This is a genomic window from Veillonella tobetsuensis, from assembly GCF_001078375.1.
In the GTDB taxonomy this organism is placed as follows: domain Bacteria; phylum Bacillota; class Negativicutes; order Veillonellales; family Veillonellaceae; genus Veillonella; species Veillonella tobetsuensis.
In genome coordinates, this window is record NZ_BBXI01000009.1 from 18,255 (window position 1) to 35,621 (window position 17,367).

The window sequence follows — 17,367 nt, forward strand, 5'->3', positions numbered from 1 at the left end:
AGAATAGCTATATTTGTAAATACTATCAAATTAAAGTTATTTAATATATAGTTACATAGTGAACGCGATTCTTTCATTGAAGGAATCGCGTTTTTCTATGGTATACTAACAATATATAGTCTATATATGTTTGGACTTGAAAAAGGATGATAAGATGGAACGCATAGCATTTATTGACTTAGGATCGAACTCAGTTCGATTCGTTATTTATGAAATATCAGATACGGGTAGTTATCGTTTACTCTATCAAGAAAAAGACTCGATTCGGTTGAGTGAAAATATGTGGGGGGATCATAAGCTAACACAAGAAGCTATGAATCGTGCATTAGTATCATTACAATCGTATGTTCATATGGCCAAAGCTTTTGAGGTCGATACGATTAAGGCTGTTGCTACCGCTGCAGTCCGTTTAGCAAATAATGGTGATGAATTTATCAATCTTGTAAAACAAGATACAGGTCTTGAATTAGAATGTATTTCCGGTGTTGAAGAGGCTCGCTTAGGTTTCCTTGGTGTTATTAATACAATTGGCCTTAAGGATTTTGTTATCTTTGATTTAGGCGGCGCTAGTACAGAGGTGACTTTGGTAAGAAATAGACAAATTGAGAAATCTGTTAGCTTGCCAATAGGTGCTTTGACTTTAACAGGAACCTATCAGAAAGGCAAAGAATTTACAGACAAAGAATACAATAAAATGGTGAAGGCTATTAAGCAAGCCATAGAGGAACATCCATGGCTTAAAAATGTTAAAAAGCCTCTATTAGGTATTGGTGGTACAGCTCGTAATATTGCGAAAATGGATCAACGAAAATTATCATATCCTATTACTAAATTGCACAATTATGAAATACCCTATCACCGTTTTACAGAATTGTTAGATGAGGTTAAATCCAAACCATTAGCACAACGTAAAAAAATCAATGGCCTTTCATCAGAACGGGCGGATATTATTATTGCCGGTATGACAATTGTATATGAGTTGTTCAATTATATAAATTGCAAAACTCTTGTTGTAGGTGGCTCAGGTCTTCGTGAGGGGTTGTTTTACGACTATTATGGGCAAGCCTATTTAGGAGGAAATCCAATCATTCCAGATATCCTTATCCATTCTGCAGAAAATGTACTGCTAGGAATGACTCGATACGAATTAATTCATGCTAAACATGTCGGCAAATTAGCCGATATCTTATATGACCAATGGCAACCATTACACAAAGGTGATACTGCATTGCGCCGTTGTTTGCAAGTTTCTTCTTTGTTACATGATATCGGAAAACGGGTGAACTATTATAGCCATGCTCGTCATGGGTGTTATATGTTAGTTAATAGCAATTTATACGGAATTACTCATATTGAACAGGCTTTTAGTGCTTTTCTTGTGATGAACTCTCATGGTTTAAAACCAAAAGAGTATAAAAACTTTTTGTATGGGCAATTGTTGGATGATGAGCAGAAAGCGATAGGGAAGAAATTATCTATAATTCTTGCTATTGCTGAGGCTCTTGATGAAAGTCATGAGCAGTTGATTACACATCTTGAAAGTCGCATCAGTCCTGAAGAGGTTCAGTTGATAGTGCACTATCCAGCTAGCCGTGATATTTCCATAATAAAGGGTGCTGTTGAACGATTGGCAAAAGCCTTTAAAAAGGAATATAAGCGTCAGTTACAAATTGAGTGGTTCCCTCAGTAGGAGGTAGTTATGACATTGGCTAAAGTGCTTCGATATGCGATTTTGCATGTTGGCTCTAGTAGCATGAGTATTACCATATTAGAATATAAAAGTATTGATGAAGTGCGTGTTATCGATTATGCTGCACGGGAAGTAACCTTTGGGGAGGAGTTATTTCAAACATCTCGCCTTAGTTTTAAAACAATTGAAGAAATCTGTGATATTTTAAAAGGCTATAAACAATTAATGGCAGATTATAATGTATCTAGATGTCGCTTGTATGGTACAACTGTTATCCGTGAAGCCACTAATCGAAGGGCTATTTTAGATCAGATTTTTATTCAAACAGGTATGCGTGTAGAAGTTATAGACATGCCTAAAGAAGTTTATTTTAAATATGCCTTGTTATATTATGAAATGATGTATCATCATAAGGCTACGGATGACAGTACGGCTTGTCTATTTGCAGATATCACGTCCGGTGGGGTCGGTTTAACTGCTTGGAAAGGCAGATCACTATTGTTCCAACAAAATATGCATAGTGGTTCACTACGTGTTATGGAGTCTTTTAACCGTAACCAACGTGCTTCTATATCCTTTAGTACAGCCATTACTGAATATTTACATCGCATGATTAGTCCGTTACGAGAAGAATTGCAGAGGTTTAATATTAAAAATATTATTTTCTCTGGTGATGAGGCTCGCTTAGTGTTGCAGTTGATGGGATATAGTAATAGTGAGCAAATCATTTCTATTGATCCTCAACAGTTTAATGATCTTATGAATTCCTTTGATGGTATTACGGCTACAAAACTAGTCAATCGCTATAAGATTCCAGAGTTTAAGGCTAATATTTTAATGCCTACTATGATTTTTTTCTCTGAAATTATTAGTGCTATTAATCCTGAAGCCTTAATTTTTAGTAGTTATTCATTCTCTCAAGGTATTAGTTGGTTTTATGGTGTAGAAACGCAAAACCATCCTTATATGTATCAATTGCGTGAGCAAAATGCAGATTTGGCCCGTGCTATAGCGGCTCGTTATCATACAGATGCCGTACATGATAGAGAGGTTGAACGTTTTAGTTTGGAATTCTGTAATGCACTCCATCATAAAGGTTTACCAGAACGATGGGGGTATTTGTGCCGTATAGCAGCGATTTTATGTTCTGTCGGTAAATTTATAAGCCTTAGAAATCATGGAGAGCATGCGTATCATATTGTAATGGGAACCGATATATTTGGTCTTTCAGAAGAAGAAAAACAAGTTGTAGCGAATGTAGTGTATTACCATTACAAGGGTACACCTTCAGATGATGATGAATATTTTAAAGTTCTTACAGAATTACAAAAAATACAGGTCACAAAGCTAGTAGCCATTGTACGCGTAGCTTGTGCATTAGATGCAGGAAGCAATCAAAAAATAGAAGCTATACGTATTGAGGAAAAAGATAAAGAATTGGTTGTTCACGTTAGAACCAAGGAAAATATCTCTCTTGAATGGTGGACCTTTAATCGTGACTCCATCTATTTTAGTGAAATATTTGGTATGGAAATTTCCTTGACTATAGGGGGGGTATAAGTTGTTTACGAGTCCAAAGTATTATTTTAACCGTGAATTATCTTGGTTGAAATTTAATCAACGCGTCGTATTAGAAGCTATGGATACGAGTACCCCCTTGATGGAGCGTCTTCGTTTTATCTCCATTGCCAGTTCAAATCTAGACGAGTTTTTCATGATTCGTGTTGCTGGTTTGCGGCATCAAGCTATGAATGGAATTGTAAAATATGATGCGGCGCATATGGATGCTAAGGCGCAGTTGAAAGCAATTGATGAATCAGTACAGCGCGTAGTTTCTTTACAATATACATATTTACACCGCGTGTTAGATTCATTAGAAGAGGAAGGCTTGTATTTCTTGCATCCTGAAGAATTAGATGTAAAGACAAAAACCTGGCTTAGACATTATTTTGAAGAGCAAATTTATCCGGTGGTTACACCACTAGCAGTTGATTCAGGGCATCCATTCCCATTTTTGGCAAATCATACGATTAATACCATTGTTCGTATATTTCAAGTTCAATCTGATGGTACAAAGGATTATAAAATTGCTATTTTGCCAATTCCATCTGTATTGGATCGAATTATTGAAGTGCCTACACCGTCTAATAAGACGCATCATTTTGTGTATTTAGAAGATGTTATTAATTTCTATGCTATACAGTTTTTTCAAGGCTATGGTATAGAAGAGTCTATGACGTTCCGATTAACTCGCGATGCGGATTTAGAAATAGCGGAAGAGGATACAAAGGATTTACTTACAGAAGTTGAAGCCTCTTTACGACGTCGGCGCCGTGGTGATGCGGTTCGTTTAGAAGTAGCCGGTGAAGGTTCTCCGGAATTGTTATCTACCGTATTGAAAAGTGTAGAATTGGAGAAAAAGGATGTATATCATATAGATGGTCATTTAGATTGTCGTATGTATTTTGATTTTTCTAATTATCCAGGTTACGATTATTTGCGTTATAAACCGTTTGAGTCCAAAACACCAAGTGACTTGATTGGTTGTGAAGGTGAAAACTTACTCGATGTGATTCGAGAGCGCGATATATTTGTTCATCATCCTTTTGAATCTTTTAGTGTAGTTGAACAGTTTGTGGCACAAGCAGCTGTAGATCCCAATGTATTAGCTATCAAACAAACCTTATATCGCGTTAGTGGTGAATCACCTATTATTGCATCTCTCATAAAGGCTGCAGATAATGGTAAGCAGGTTACAGTATTAATGGAAGTAAAAGCTCGTTTTGATGAAGAGCATAATATCATTATGGCACGTCGATTAGAAAAAGCCGGATGTCATGTAATTTATGGTTTAAAAGGCTTAAAAACTCACTCCAAGATTACTATGGTTGTACGTCGTGAAGAAGATGGTATACGCCGCTATGTACATTTAGCAACAGGTAACTACAATGGCAAAACTGCACGTATATATACGGACTGTGGCATATTTACTTGTAATGATGAATATGGTGATGATGCATCACGTTTCTTTAATTTGATTTCTGGATATTCGGATCCCCCAATTTGGAATAAGTTTATCGTAGCACCACTTAATTTACGTGAGAAAATCATGGAGCTCATCGATGAGGAAATAGATTGTGCAAAACGTGGTGAAGATGCATATATTATTGCTAAAATGAATTCACTACTGGATAAACGTGTCATTGCTAAATTGTATGAGGCATCTACAAATGGTGTGAAGATAGATCTCATCGTACGTGGTATTTGTACACTTCGTCCTGGTATTGCTGGTGTGAGTGACCATATTACTGTACGTTCTATAGTAGGACGTTTTTTAGAACATCACCGATTATTCTATTTCCGTAATGGTGGTAATGAAAAGCTCTTTCTTTCCAGTGCAGATTGGATGCCACGTAATTTAAATGAACGTGTTGAATTGATGATTCCTATTGAAGATAAACGTCATAAGTCACGCATTAAGGGGATACTAGATTTATATTTAGTGGATACATTAAAGACACATATAATGAGGGCTGATGGGTCTTATTATAAGGCTTCAAACGTAGAAGGTCCGCTATCGGCTCAAGAAGAGTTAATGGAGGCTGCTAATACACAAGAAAATAAGGAGCAAATGACTGTTATTGAACGTTTTAAACCGATGTTTAAAATGAAAGAATAGTGAAGACCTGGGTTATGAACACTGTATAAATATAGAGTGATATATAATACTTTTATGAAGTCGAATATATCCTTATATAGCATTATGGATAAGAAATAAATTTTAGAAAAATTTATATTTTAGACGATAACAATAGCAAAAACATATAAAAATCCAAAGTGATGATTAATAATACATGGCATACAATATATTGTATTATTATCTTGTATACACCTACAATTTTGCTTATTTAGTATGTTATCGAAAAACATAGATATGTCTTTGTACAGTGGACATTGATTGAAAATATCATATTAAATAAATTTAAAAATACATATACAATCTATGTTTATTTGCTATTGTCAACCTTGTGCGTTTGACAGGTTATATCTAACTGTAGTAGAATATCATTGTTACAGGAGGTATTTCGTTATGAGAATTCAAAAAACGCATAAGCGATATGTATCGTCTGTGGTTGCTGGATTGATGGTAACTGCAATAACCTTGACTGGTTTTTCTTACAACGATAAAACTGTTACAGTCATGGCTGATGGTGCAGCCCATACTGTTAAAACACATTTAAATTCTAATGAAGGTATCGTGCGTAACGCAGGTATTAAATTAAATCCAAAAGATAAAGTGATTAGTGATTCTAATTCTGTACAAGAAGGTACGACGCTTACGGTCGTAAGAGCATTCCCTGTTTCTGTTACAGTAGATGGAAAAACTAGAACTGTTTATACAACACAAACAACAGCAGAAGAGTTAGCTAATGAATTAGGTTTTAAAGCTCCCAATTATACAACTGCAGCCAACGGTGCAATCCAATCTGGTAGCACAGTAAATATTGTGCGTGTTACTAGCCGTGCAGTGAATACTGTAGATCAAGAGATTCCGGTTCAAGTTATCCGTGAAAAGGATGACACTATGGCTATCGGTGAAGAAGAGGTCGTTCAAGTCGGTCAACCTGGCACAGAACGTGTTCAAGTTGAAACTTTATATAATAATGGTAATGTAATTAAAACAAATGAATTATCTAAATCCGTAATGACAAATATGGTGCCTACAATTATTAAAGAAGGCACTCGTGAAGTAACGACATCTCGTAATGTGGCTGGTCGAGCATCTCGCTCTATCGTTATGGAAGCATCTGCTTACTTAGCAGGTGATGGTGATGGATTAGGTATTACTGCTACAGGTGTTCCTGCAGTACGTGGTATTGTTGCCGTTGACCCTGATGTTATTCCGTTAGGCACACGTCTATTCATTCCTGGCTATGGTGAAGCTGTGGCTGCTGATACAGGTGGTGCTATTATTGGTAATCGTATTGACCTTGTTATGGACTCTTATGGAGAGGCTATGGATTTTGGTCGACGCGACGTAACTGTATATGTACTAGATTAATCTATACAATAAAAGGAGATATCCAATGTGATATCTCCTTTTAGTATGTGGATTTTATTATAAAATGACGACCGCCTTCGTGTGGAGGCTGTCGTCATTTATTCTTGAATATTCTATTCTATATAAGGAATTAAGTATTCGTAATTAGAACCGACTAATTGATCTTTTGGAATAAATCGAAGAGCAGAACCATTGATACAATATCTTAAAGAACCATTAGGACCATCTTCGAATACATGTCCTAAATGAGCATTACCAATACGGCTTCGAACTTCTATGCGTTGCATACCGTGAGAATTATCCTGGTAATACCGAATCACATCCTTTGCTATTGGTTTTGTAAAACTAGGCCAACCACAATGCGATTCAAACTTGCGAGATGAAGCAAATAGAGGTTCGCCCGTAGTGATATCAACATATAGTCCTGATTTGAATTCATCGGTCAATTCATGACTGAATGGTGCATCGGTAGCTGCATTTTGAGTTACCTCATATTCTTGTGTAGAAAGAGTTTTTAGCGTTTGTTCTGTCGGTTTGTTGTATAAACTGTCATCGATTAGAGGTTCTTGGGATAAACCTAGTGGAATATGACAATAACCAGTAGGATTTTTATCTAAGTAATCTTGATGGTATTCTTCAGCAGTATAGTAATTATCGAGTGGTAATACTTCAATAGCAAAAGGTTTGCTTTCAAAGGACTGGGCACGAGCTAGCGTAGCTTCAATAATAGGTTTATCTGAGTTATCGATATAATAAATACCGGTGCGATATTGAATACCTTCGTCACCGCCTTGTTTGTTGATACTGAAAGGATCAATAGCGCGAAGGAAATATTGAATCAAGTGGTCTAGAGACAGCGTATCCGCATCGTATGTAATCTTAAGTGCCTCTACATGACCGCTATCATGGCATACATCTTCGTAGCTAGGATTTGAACTTGGACCATTAGCGTAGCCTACTTCAGTAGAGAGTACCCCAGAAATTTGTCTAATATAACCTTGAAGGCCCCAAAAGCAACCTCCACCTAAATATATAGTGTGCTTTGTCATTTAATCACCCCATACTTCATGAGCAATTTCTTTAACTAATGCTAGTTTAGCCCATTGATCTTCTTCGGTCAATTGATTACCAATTTCACAAGAAGCAAAACCGCATTGTGGAGACAAGCATAGTCTTTCAAGAGGGATATATTTAGTCGCTTCTTTGATGCGTTCTTTAATAACTTCTTTATCTTCTAATTCAGGTCGTTTTGATGTAATAAGACCTAATACAACCTTTTTATTAGGCGAAACTTCACGTAATGGTTCAAAACCGCCGGAACGATCATCATCGAATTCTAAATAGTAGGCATCTACATTTTCTTTGGCGAAGAGAATAGGTGCTACTGGTTCGTAACCACCACTAGCGGCCCATGTAGAGTTATAATTACCTCTGCATACGTGAGTAGTAAATGCTAAGTCATGAGGACGACCTTCAAGGGCTAGATTGTTTAAGCGCAAGTATTTTGCTGTTTCACCTTCAATGGTAACGTTTTTATCCTTTTGACGCCCTGTCCAGTAAGCATGGTCACAGCACATACCCCAAGTACAATCATCAAATTGGATATTTCGGCAACCTGCATCATATAAATCTTTAATAACTTGTCGATATGCAGCGGCAATATCTTGGATTAACTCTTCTAAATCGGGGTAGAAGGAGCGTGTTGTAATGCCGTTATCTTCACGGAATAATTCTGCTAGGAATTGAGAAGGAGCAGGAATGGTTTGACGAGCCGTAGTGTTTTCATCTTCAAATTGTTTTACAAATTTGAAATGTTCTACAAATGGATGATTAGTACCTGTAATTTTACCAGTAAGAGCAAGGGAACCAGGCGCAGTTTCTTGACCGTGGAATTTATAGCCATGTTCAAGTTCGATTTCTTTAACGCCGTTAAAGCCCCACATAAAATCAAGATGCCAATAGGCACGACGGAATTCTCCATCTGTAATAACTGGTAGGCCAGCAGCTTTTTGTTTTTGAATCAATTCTGTAATGAGGCGATCTTCAACTGCTGTTAATTCATCTCTTGTAATAGTTCCTTTTGTAAAAGCTTCGCGAGCCTCTTTTAATTCTGCAGGACGTAGGAAAGAACCTACAATATCAAAATGAAATGGTGCTAAATATTTAGACATAATAATAATCCTCCTATAGTAAACGGTAGAGCCGATAATTTCGATAGGCTTATTATAACGAAGTATGATTATATATAAAAATATCTATATATTAGCGTTGTGTATAGCTTTAAGTTATGTTGCAGCAAGAGTTTGATTGATTTGGTTATATCTGAAGCAAGTATATAAATTAAGGAGGCATTCTCTTAACAGAGCTTGCCTCCTTAGTTTATGAATTGATATGCTTATAGAATATTTCTAGCTAGCTATATAACTGACATAATTATTGTGTTTATTTTTTATCTTCAGGTAATTGTATATGTCTACCATAGTTGCAAACGTATTGTTCTAAGGCTTGAATATATACTTGACCTAAACGGCTACGCTGCATTTTGTTATTTGTAATATAGCCGATATGCATCAAGCCCTCTTCGGCAAGAGGTACAGAAATGATGTTTTCACCATTCACCTCTTTATCAATTACACCACTAGATACAGTATATCCGTTAAGACCGAGCAATAAACTAAAGAGGGAGGCTCTGTCACGTACACGGATATGTTTTGGACGTACTACAGTACTGAAAATTTCCTCAGAGAAATAGAAGGAATTGTGGTCACCCTGTTCGAAGGAGATATATGGATACTCTTCTAATTCATCCATTGATACTACATCCTTATTTGCTAATGGATGTGTTTTACCAATAAAGATATGTGGATGTGCTGTAAATAATTCTGTAAAGGTCAATTCGTTAGTGTGAATTAGCTTTTCTAGTACGGGGCGGTTGAAATCATTGTAATATAATAAGCCAATTTCACTTTTCATATGCGCTACATCATCGATGATTTCATAGGTCTGTGTTTCTCGTAATGAAAAATCATAGGAATCCACATCGCTTTGGTTGATAAGATCAATAAAAGCATTAACCGCAAAGGAATAATGCTGTGTGGAAACAGAAAATTGCTTTTTGCCACCCTTATTAGATTTATATTGTTCTTCTAATAAGGTTGCTTGCTCTAATACTTGGCGCGCGTAACCTAAAAAGCGTTCTCCGTCCTTAGATACGGTTATCCCTTTGTTAGTTCGATCAAAAATGGTAATACCCATTTCTTTTTCTAGCTCTTTAATGGCCTTTGTTAAGCTTGGTTGGGATACGAATAAACGTTTAGCAGCCTCACTAATGCTGCCAATATTTGCAATTGTTGTTACATATCGTAATTGTTGTAATGTCACAATAATCTCCTTATTATATAGATTTATATATTTCTATACTAAACTATTCAATCTATTTAAGCAATGATATATATGTTACAATAATAAAATAGATAAAAGGAGGTCCTATGTTAAAAGAGGTCATCGTAGTAGAAGGAAAGTCTGATATACAGCGTATACATCAAGCTATAGAAGCTGATTGCATTGCTACAGAAGGTTTTACCTTGCGTAAAGGCGTAATCGATCAGATTCGCGTAGCCTATGAAAAACGAGGTATTATAATCCTAACGGATCCAGATACGGCTGGTGAGCGCATACGTCGTGTGTTGACCAAAAAGTTTCCCAATGCACAACATGCTTTTGTCCCTCGTGATGAGGCTTATGCTAATGATGACATTGGGATAGAACAAGCTTCACCTAAATCTATTCTAAAGGCTTTATCCGTACTTCATACTGAATCACTCGTATCCAGTGATGAATTTACGATGGGGGACCTTGTAAAACATGGCCTTTCTGGATTTCCTAATAGTGCCGATAAAAGGGCAGCTGTTGGTGCCATACTAGGTATAGGTTATGGTAATGGTAAACAGTTCTTATATCGATTGAACCATTATGGTATTAGTCGTGATGAATTTGAACAGGCTGTCTCTATGCTTTAATATGCTTTTAAGAGGTATATTATTATAGTAATAATGGAATAAATAATAAGTTATAAAATAGGAGCATTCATGATTGAATCTATCATTGCAAGCCCAGAAGTAGTTCATTATATATGTAAGCGGTTTGATATTAAGATGAGCAAAAAGCTAGGGCAAAATTTTTTAATTAAACGTGGCATCGTTGATGAAATTGTTAAGGCTGCTGATTTACATGATGGTGAACCAGTATTAGAGATTGGCCCTGGTATCGGCACCTTAACGCAAGGTTTAGCACAAAGTGGTGCGAATGTAACAGCTATTGAATTAGATACACGCTTATTAGAGGTATTGGATACAACACTAGCTCAATATGGTAATGTAAAGATTGTGCATGGGGATGTACTTAAATTAGATGTACCATCTATCATGAATCATGAGCCATTTAAGGTGGTGGCTAATTTACCGTATTATATTACAACACCTATTATTATGTCCTTGTTGGAAAGTCGATTACCTATTGAACGACTTGTTGTAATGGTGCAAAAGGAAGTAGCCTTACGTATGGTGGCAAAACCTGGTACAAAGGACTATGGTGCTCTATCGGTAGCGGTTCAATATTATACTAAGCCAGATATCGTGCTTGATGTACCGCCTAAATCATTTTTGCCAGCGCCAGCGGTAACAAGTTCTGTTATTCGCTGTGTATTGCGCGATAAACCACCTGTGGATGTAATCGATGAAAGACTATTCTTCCGCGTTGTGAAGGCTGGTTTTGCACAACGTCGTAAAACATTTGTTAATACGATGAAGACCACAGGCTTATCGAAGGATAGAATTGAAGAACTATTAGCAAAGGCTAATATCGATGGGCAACGAAGAGGGGAAACCTTCACACTTCAAGAGTTTGCCGATGTAGCTAATGCGTGGGCTGCATTAATTAAATAATATAACAGAAAGGTCCTAAGGAAATCCTTAGGACCTTTTGGCATAAGAAAAGGACCCGAATGGGTCCTTTCGTTTTAGTGTATTAACTTTGCCATTGTTGTAATAAGGAAGGCATTAGCAAAATCGATTAAGAATGCACCTACCAAGGAAACTACGAGCCATGCACGAGGGGATGGACCGTGTTTACTTGCTAAGGATAACATGTTAACCAATGCATTTGGCGTAGCACCTAAGCCGAAGCCGATGGCGCCAGCACCGAGCATAACAGAATCGTAGTTGCGTCCAAATAGGAGATAAATGAGGTATGCAAACACACAGATAAGCGCCATTTGAGCAACTAAGATTGTAATAAGCGGTAATGCAAGATTGATTAATTGTACAAGCTTCAAGCTATTGATTGCCATTGTAACGAATAAAGATAATGCTACATTAGATACTGCGTCAAGAGCTGCATCGTTAATTTTATAGGATTTTGTAAAATCGCCTACGTTACGAATTACTGCTGCACAAATCATAGCACCAATATATGCAGGTAATGGTGTAAGAACAGATAAACCAGCACTTACGATAGTACCAATACCCAATGCCAGGCCAATCCACATACAAATCGTTAACAAATCTTGAGAGTTAAATTGCTTTCCGCCGCCTTCAACGTGATCTTCGATATAATCGATGTTGTCATCATCCATAGTTTCAGGGTTGTCATAAGGTGTTTTTACCTTGTGCATCTTGATGATGCGTTCACCTACTGGAGCACCTAAGATTGTACCAGCTACCATACCGAATGTAGCTGCTGCTACCGCTGCGGATGCTGTTCCTGCGACACCATATAGTTCTTCATAGTATGGACCGAAGGCACCTGCCGTACCGAGACCGCCAATCATGGATACGGAACCGGCCATGATACCGATGATTGGGTCAATACCCAATGCTTTGGCAATGGCGATACCTGCAGTATTTTGAACTACAATCCACACGGCGCAAGCAAGGAAGAAGAAAACAATGAAAATGCCGCCCTTTTTTAATACTTTTAAGGAAGCCATCAAACCGATGGTAGTAAAGAAGGCAAGCATTAAGAAGGTTTGTAATGAACCTTCAAATTTAATATCCAAAATATGATAATAAGAAAGAATGGCGGTTAAAAATGCAAATGGTAAAGCCCCTACAGCAGGTGCAGGCATACACATGCGTTGTAAAAACTTGGAATGTTTATTAATCCAAGTACCTATGAATAAGGTAATTACAGCGAGGCCCACAGTTTGAATCATGGACAAGTTTAGAGTCCATACATCGTTGACTAACTTTAGGTCAATCAGTGGCATAAAATCACTCCTTTTAACAAATAAAAAATAATTTATTACATTGTATCATGAACAACCAATCAAATACTATAGAATTTATCATGTATACAAAATATGTATACATTATATATTCTGCATCATTATTAAAAATTCCTCTAAGTTATGAAAATTTTTTTATATCCATGTAAATCGAAAAAGAAAATGGCGAAGATTCACTGAAATAGAGAATCTTCGCCAGTATATATCTTAGCTTTATAGTTTTAACTAGATTTCATTATGTAGTTTTGGGGTATGCAAGAATGTAATATCAGGATTTCGTTCTATTACCCAGCCCATTTGCCATTCGTTTGAGATAAGGACTACTGTACGATTGCGATTATCCTTAACAATCATTGCATTATCTAAGCCTTTGAGTGTAGATGTATCTACGTCACCATCAATCCAACGTGCCACGCTATATGGCAATGTATGATTTAATAGGTCGACACCATATTCATTTTTAAGGCGATATTCTAGAACTTCAAATTGAAGCATGCCAACTGCACCAACTACGAAGGAGTCGAGGGCACCTGGTTGTTCAAAGATTTGGACCGCACCTTCTTGAGCAAGTTGAGTCATACCTTTTTGGAACTGTTTACGCTTCATTGTATCTTTTGGGGATACGCGAGCAAAGAATTCCGGTGGGAATACTGGGAAGTCACCGAATGTTACTTTGTGCTTTTGAGCACACAGTGTATCGCCTACACCCATTGTACCGGCATCGAAGACACCGATAATATCGCCAGGGTATGCATCTTCAACGATAGTACGTTCTGTAGCTAAGAATTGTTGCGGTTGAGATAGACGAATCGCTTTATTAGATTGACGATGTAATACGGACATACCTTTTTCGAATTTACCAGAGCAGATACGCATAAATACGATGCGGTCGTGATGATTAGGGTCCATATTTGCTTGAATCTTAAATACTAAAGCGGAGAAATCTTCGCTAGTAGGCTGTACAATTTCTTCTACTGCTTGACGTGGCGCAGGGGATGGTGCTAGTTCTAAGAATTTTTCTAAGAATGGTTTTACCCCAAAGTTAGTCATAGCAGAACCGAAGAACATTGGCGTTAATTCACCAGCACGAACCTTGTCAAAATCGAATGGATCGCCTGCAACATCTAGCAATTCAATATCGTCAAGTAATGCTTGATATACATCGTCGCCTAATAATTCTTTCATGCGAGGGTCTGTTAAAGCACCTTTTTCGGAGGCTAACTTTTCTTGACCATGTGTTTCGTCTTTGGCAAAGAGTTCGATGGTTTCGTGTTCTCTGTCATAAACACCTTTGTATTCGCCATTAATACCGATAGGCCAGTTCATAGGGCATGTACGAATACCGAGAACATTTTCAATTTCCTCCATCAAGTCAAATGGGCTGCGACCGAAATGGTCGATTTTGTTTACGAACGTAAAGATAGGAATCCCGCGCTCTTTAGATACAGCGAATAATTTCTTTGTCTGTGCTTCCACGCCTTTGGCTACGTCGATCAACATAACAGCACTATCAGCAGCCATCAATGTACGGTACGTATCTTCGGAGAAGTCCTGGTGACCAGGCGTATCAAGGATGTTTACTCGACATCCATCGTAGTCGAATTGCAAGACTGAACTCGTTACGGAGATACCACGTTGTTTTTCGATTTCCATCCAGTCAGAAACGGCGTGTTTTGCGGTTTTACGAGATTTAACGGAACCAGCCAAGTGGATGGCACCACCGTATAAAAGTAATTTTTCTGTTAATGTAGTTTTACCCGCATCCGGGTGAGATATGATAGCAAACGTACGACGACGTTGTACTTCTTCTAAAAATGTCATGGTTCACCTCTATTGTTTCGTTTGTGAAAGTTTTATTTCAATGTGTTACTTTCACATCATTCATATCTTTAAAATTATACATGATTTTGGTAGTTATGACCACTAAATTGTAGTATAATGAAATTTCAAAGGGCGGCTTGGGGAATAGCTGCCATATGTACGTTAAGGAGGGGACCATGCGGTTATTTATTGCAGAAAAGCCATCGATGGCTCGAGAAATCAGTAAATGTTTGCCGGAAAATAAAAATATACAAAAACGCAATGGTTATTTTATCCAAGGCGATGATGTTGTTACATGGGTTGTGGGGCATGTATTACATCAAGCTGAACCAGGTGATTATGATGATAAATATATCCGTTGGCGCCCTCAAGATTTGCCAATCGTGCCATCAGAGTGGAAACTACTAGTTACGGATAGTAGTCGACAACAATTTGAGGTCGTTAAAGATTTGATAGGTAAAGCTGATATAATCGTTAATGCAGGTGACCCTGATAGAGAGGGGCAACTATTAGTTGATGAAGTTCTTTACTTTGTAGGAAATACAAAACCTGTGCAACGTATTTTGTTAAATGCATTGGATGAAAAATCTATAAGATCAGCATTAGGTGATTTACGAGATAATAAGGATTTTCATAATTTATATCAATCTGCACTGGCTAGAGCTCGTGCTGATTGGCTAATTGGTATGAATTTATCGCGAGCCTATACATTATCCGAACGTTATAAAGGGCATAAGGTAACATTGCCGATTGGCCGTGTGAAAACACCGACGTTGGCACTTGTAGTGCGACGTGAACGTGAATTAGCAGATTTTAAACCAGTTGATTATTTTACTGTTAAAATTTTATATACTCATGTGAATGGTACATTCTGGGCAACTTGGCAGCCAAAGGATGAGCAAAAGGGATTAGACCCAGATGGGCGCCTTATCAATAAAGAAATCGCTGAAGAATTAGTTAAGAGATTAGAGGCTAGTCCTAGTGGCGTTATAAAGTCAGTTACAAAGTCTAAGAAAAAAGATCCGCAACGCTTGCCCTTATCATTATCGTCATTACAAGTATTAGCGGGGAAGGCGTATTCCTATGATCCTCAAACAGTACTTGATACAGCTCAAAAATTATATGAGAAGAAGTTAACAACCTATCCGCGGTCTGATTGTGAATATTTACCACCTAATCAATATGTCGATCGCATGGCGATATTGGATAATTTGACACAGTCTGGTGATGAGAAGCTTTCAGTATGGGCACAAAAAGCGGATCGAAACATCAAGAGTCGTGCTTGGAACGAAAAAAAGATTACTGCCCATCATGCTATTATTCCGACTACGGTGGCGTGTAATATCAATAATCTGACGCAAGCAGAACGAAATATATATTTTCTCATTAGTCAGGCCTATATCGCTCAATTTTATGGGGAACATGTGTATGAGCAGACTAAGATTATAGTTGGGCAATGTGATGAAGAATTCGTTGCCAATGGGCGCGTCGTTATTGAAGATGGTTGGAAATCTTTATATAAACGTCAAAAATCAAAAAATAATACTGATAATGATGAACCGGATTTAACAGATGAACGAGGTGCCGAATCAGATTCTAAAAAGGATGCTATAGAGGAAGCTGATCATTTGCCATCTGTTAGAAAGAATGATGATGTTCAATATACAGACTCCTCTGTGGATGCAAAGCAAACCAAACCGCCATCTCGATTTACACCATCCACATTATTGCAAGCCATGAAGGAGATTCATAAGTTTGTAAAAAATGAAGAACTGAAAAAGCAATTAAAAGCCGTATCTGGTATCGGAACGGAAGCGACGAGGGCTAATATTATCGATGAATTAATTAGTCGTGGCTTTATGCGAACCTCTGGTAAGAAACAGGTGCTATCACCAACAGATACAGGTTATTTATTGGTAGATGCATTGCCAGATGAACTGTTATATCCTGATGAAACTGCAGTATGGGAGGAACGCCTTGCCCTCATGAGTGAAGGGGAGGATACATTAGATTCTTTTTTGACGGATCAAATTCAATTTTTACGACATTTAATTGAAAAACTTGGTTTTGATAAACAGGTAGGTCGAGATCAGATGATGCCAAATGTGGTACGAACTATTTCCAGTCAAAATTCGAAACGGCCTCTTGATGATACGCAGGTAGATATTTCTAAGTTACCAGAATGTCCATCTTGCAAAAAGGGCCGTTTACAGCAACGAACAGGGAAATTTGGTGCTTTTATAGGCTGTACCAATTATCCGTCTTGTCGGTATACGCAGCCTGTGAATGAAGTATCTCAAAATGCTAGTACAAATATTGAGGTGCCAGAAGAATCGAAGCAGTATTTGTGTCCACGATGTAAAAAAGGCTATTTTGTTAAGCAAAATATGCGGGGTCGTACTACATGGCTATGTAGTAATCGTTCTGCGTGTAAAACACAGTGTACAGATGTAGATGGCGTGCCTAGCATATATGTGAATCAAAATAAGTAATATAGTAAATATGACATAG

The 17,367-nt window shown here is 37.5% G+C and carries 12 protein-coding genes; 7 read left to right on the forward strand and 5 right to left on the reverse strand.

Annotated elements, in window-relative coordinates; genetic code table 11:
* The first annotated feature begins 154 nt into the window (after window positions 1-154).
* From VEI_RS02880 to VEI_RS02895, 4 genes are all read left to right on the forward strand, one after another.
* On the forward strand, window positions 155-1,690 hold the full coding sequence (locus VEI_RS02880) for a Ppx/GppA phosphatase family protein (protein ID WP_059361812.1): 1,536 nt from the start codon (window positions 155-157) through the stop codon (window positions 1,688-1,690).
* A 9-nt stretch (window positions 1,691-1,699) separates the two neighbouring features.
* The gene (locus VEI_RS02885) at window positions 1,700-3,250 is read left to right on the forward strand and encodes a Ppx/GppA phosphatase family protein (protein WP_059361814.1); all 1,551 of its coding nucleotides are present in this window, start codon (window positions 1,700-1,702) and stop codon (window positions 3,248-3,250) included.
* Window position 3,251: 1 nt separating this feature from the next.
* On the forward strand, window positions 3,252-5,369 hold the full coding sequence (gene ppk1, locus VEI_RS02890) for a polyphosphate kinase 1 (RefSeq protein WP_059361816.1): 2,118 nt from the start codon (window positions 3,252-3,254) through the stop codon (window positions 5,367-5,369).
* Between the two features lie 411 nt (window positions 5,370-5,780).
* Window positions 5,781-6,752 (forward strand): 3D domain-containing protein, encoded by a 972-nt coding sequence (locus tag VEI_RS02895; RefSeq protein WP_059361818.1) that lies wholly within the window; start codon window positions 5,781-5,783, stop codon window positions 6,750-6,752.
* A gap of 113 nt (window positions 6,753-6,865) precedes the next feature.
* Here VEI_RS02895 and msrB read toward each other — a convergent pair whose 3' ends face one another.
* From msrB to VEI_RS02910, 3 genes are all read right to left on the reverse strand, one after another.
* A complete protein-coding gene (gene msrB / locus VEI_RS02900; protein ID WP_059361820.1) occupies window positions 6,866-7,801 on the reverse strand; it encodes a peptide-methionine (R)-S-oxide reductase MsrB in 936 nt (311 codons plus the stop codon).
* A complete protein-coding gene (locus VEI_RS02905; RefSeq protein WP_059361822.1) occupies window positions 7,802-8,923 on the reverse strand; it encodes a 5-methyltetrahydropteroyltriglutamate--homocysteine S-methyltransferase in 1,122 nt (373 codons plus the stop codon).
* Between the two features lie 271 nt (window positions 8,924-9,194).
* Window positions 9,195-10,133 carry a LysR family transcriptional regulator gene (locus tag VEI_RS02910; RefSeq protein ID WP_059361824.1) on the reverse strand — a complete coding sequence of 313 codons (939 nt, stop codon included), beginning with the start codon at window positions 10,131-10,133 and terminating at the stop codon, window positions 9,195-9,197.
* A gap of 107 nt (window positions 10,134-10,240) precedes the next feature.
* Here VEI_RS02910 and rnmV point away from each other — a divergent pair, with 107 nt between their 5' ends.
* Both rnmV and rsmA read left to right on the forward strand, forming a co-directional pair.
* On the forward strand, window positions 10,241-10,771 hold the full coding sequence (gene rnmV / locus VEI_RS02915) for a ribonuclease M5 (RefSeq protein WP_059361826.1): 531 nt from the start codon (window positions 10,241-10,243) through the stop codon (window positions 10,769-10,771).
* Between the two features lie 69 nt (window positions 10,772-10,840).
* Entirely contained in the window at window positions 10,841-11,695 is an 855-nt protein-coding gene (rsmA, locus tag VEI_RS02920) for a 16S rRNA (adenine(1518)-N(6)/adenine(1519)-N(6))-dimethyltransferase RsmA (RefSeq protein WP_059361828.1), read from the forward strand.
* Window positions 11,696-11,769: 74 nt separating this feature from the next.
* On the opposite strand, the gene VEI_RS02925 is transcribed toward rsmA, so the two are convergent.
* A complete protein-coding gene (locus VEI_RS02925; RefSeq protein WP_059361830.1) occupies window positions 11,770-13,017 on the reverse strand; it encodes a sodium/glutamate symporter in 1,248 nt (415 codons plus the stop codon).
* Between the two features lie 243 nt (window positions 13,018-13,260).
* Window positions 13,261-14,856, reverse strand: coding sequence for a peptide chain release factor 3 (locus VEI_RS02930; protein ID WP_059361832.1), 1,596 nt, complete (start codon window positions 14,854-14,856; stop codon window positions 13,261-13,263).
* A 176-nt stretch (window positions 14,857-15,032) separates the two neighbouring features.
* On the opposite strand from VEI_RS02930, the gene VEI_RS02935 reads away from it, so the two are divergent.
* Window positions 15,033-17,348: a DNA topoisomerase 3 gene (locus VEI_RS02935; protein WP_059361835.1), complete on the forward strand. Its 2,316-nt coding sequence runs from the start codon at window positions 15,033-15,035 to the stop codon at window positions 17,346-17,348.
* The last annotated feature ends 19 nt before the right edge of the window (window positions 17,349-17,367 follow it).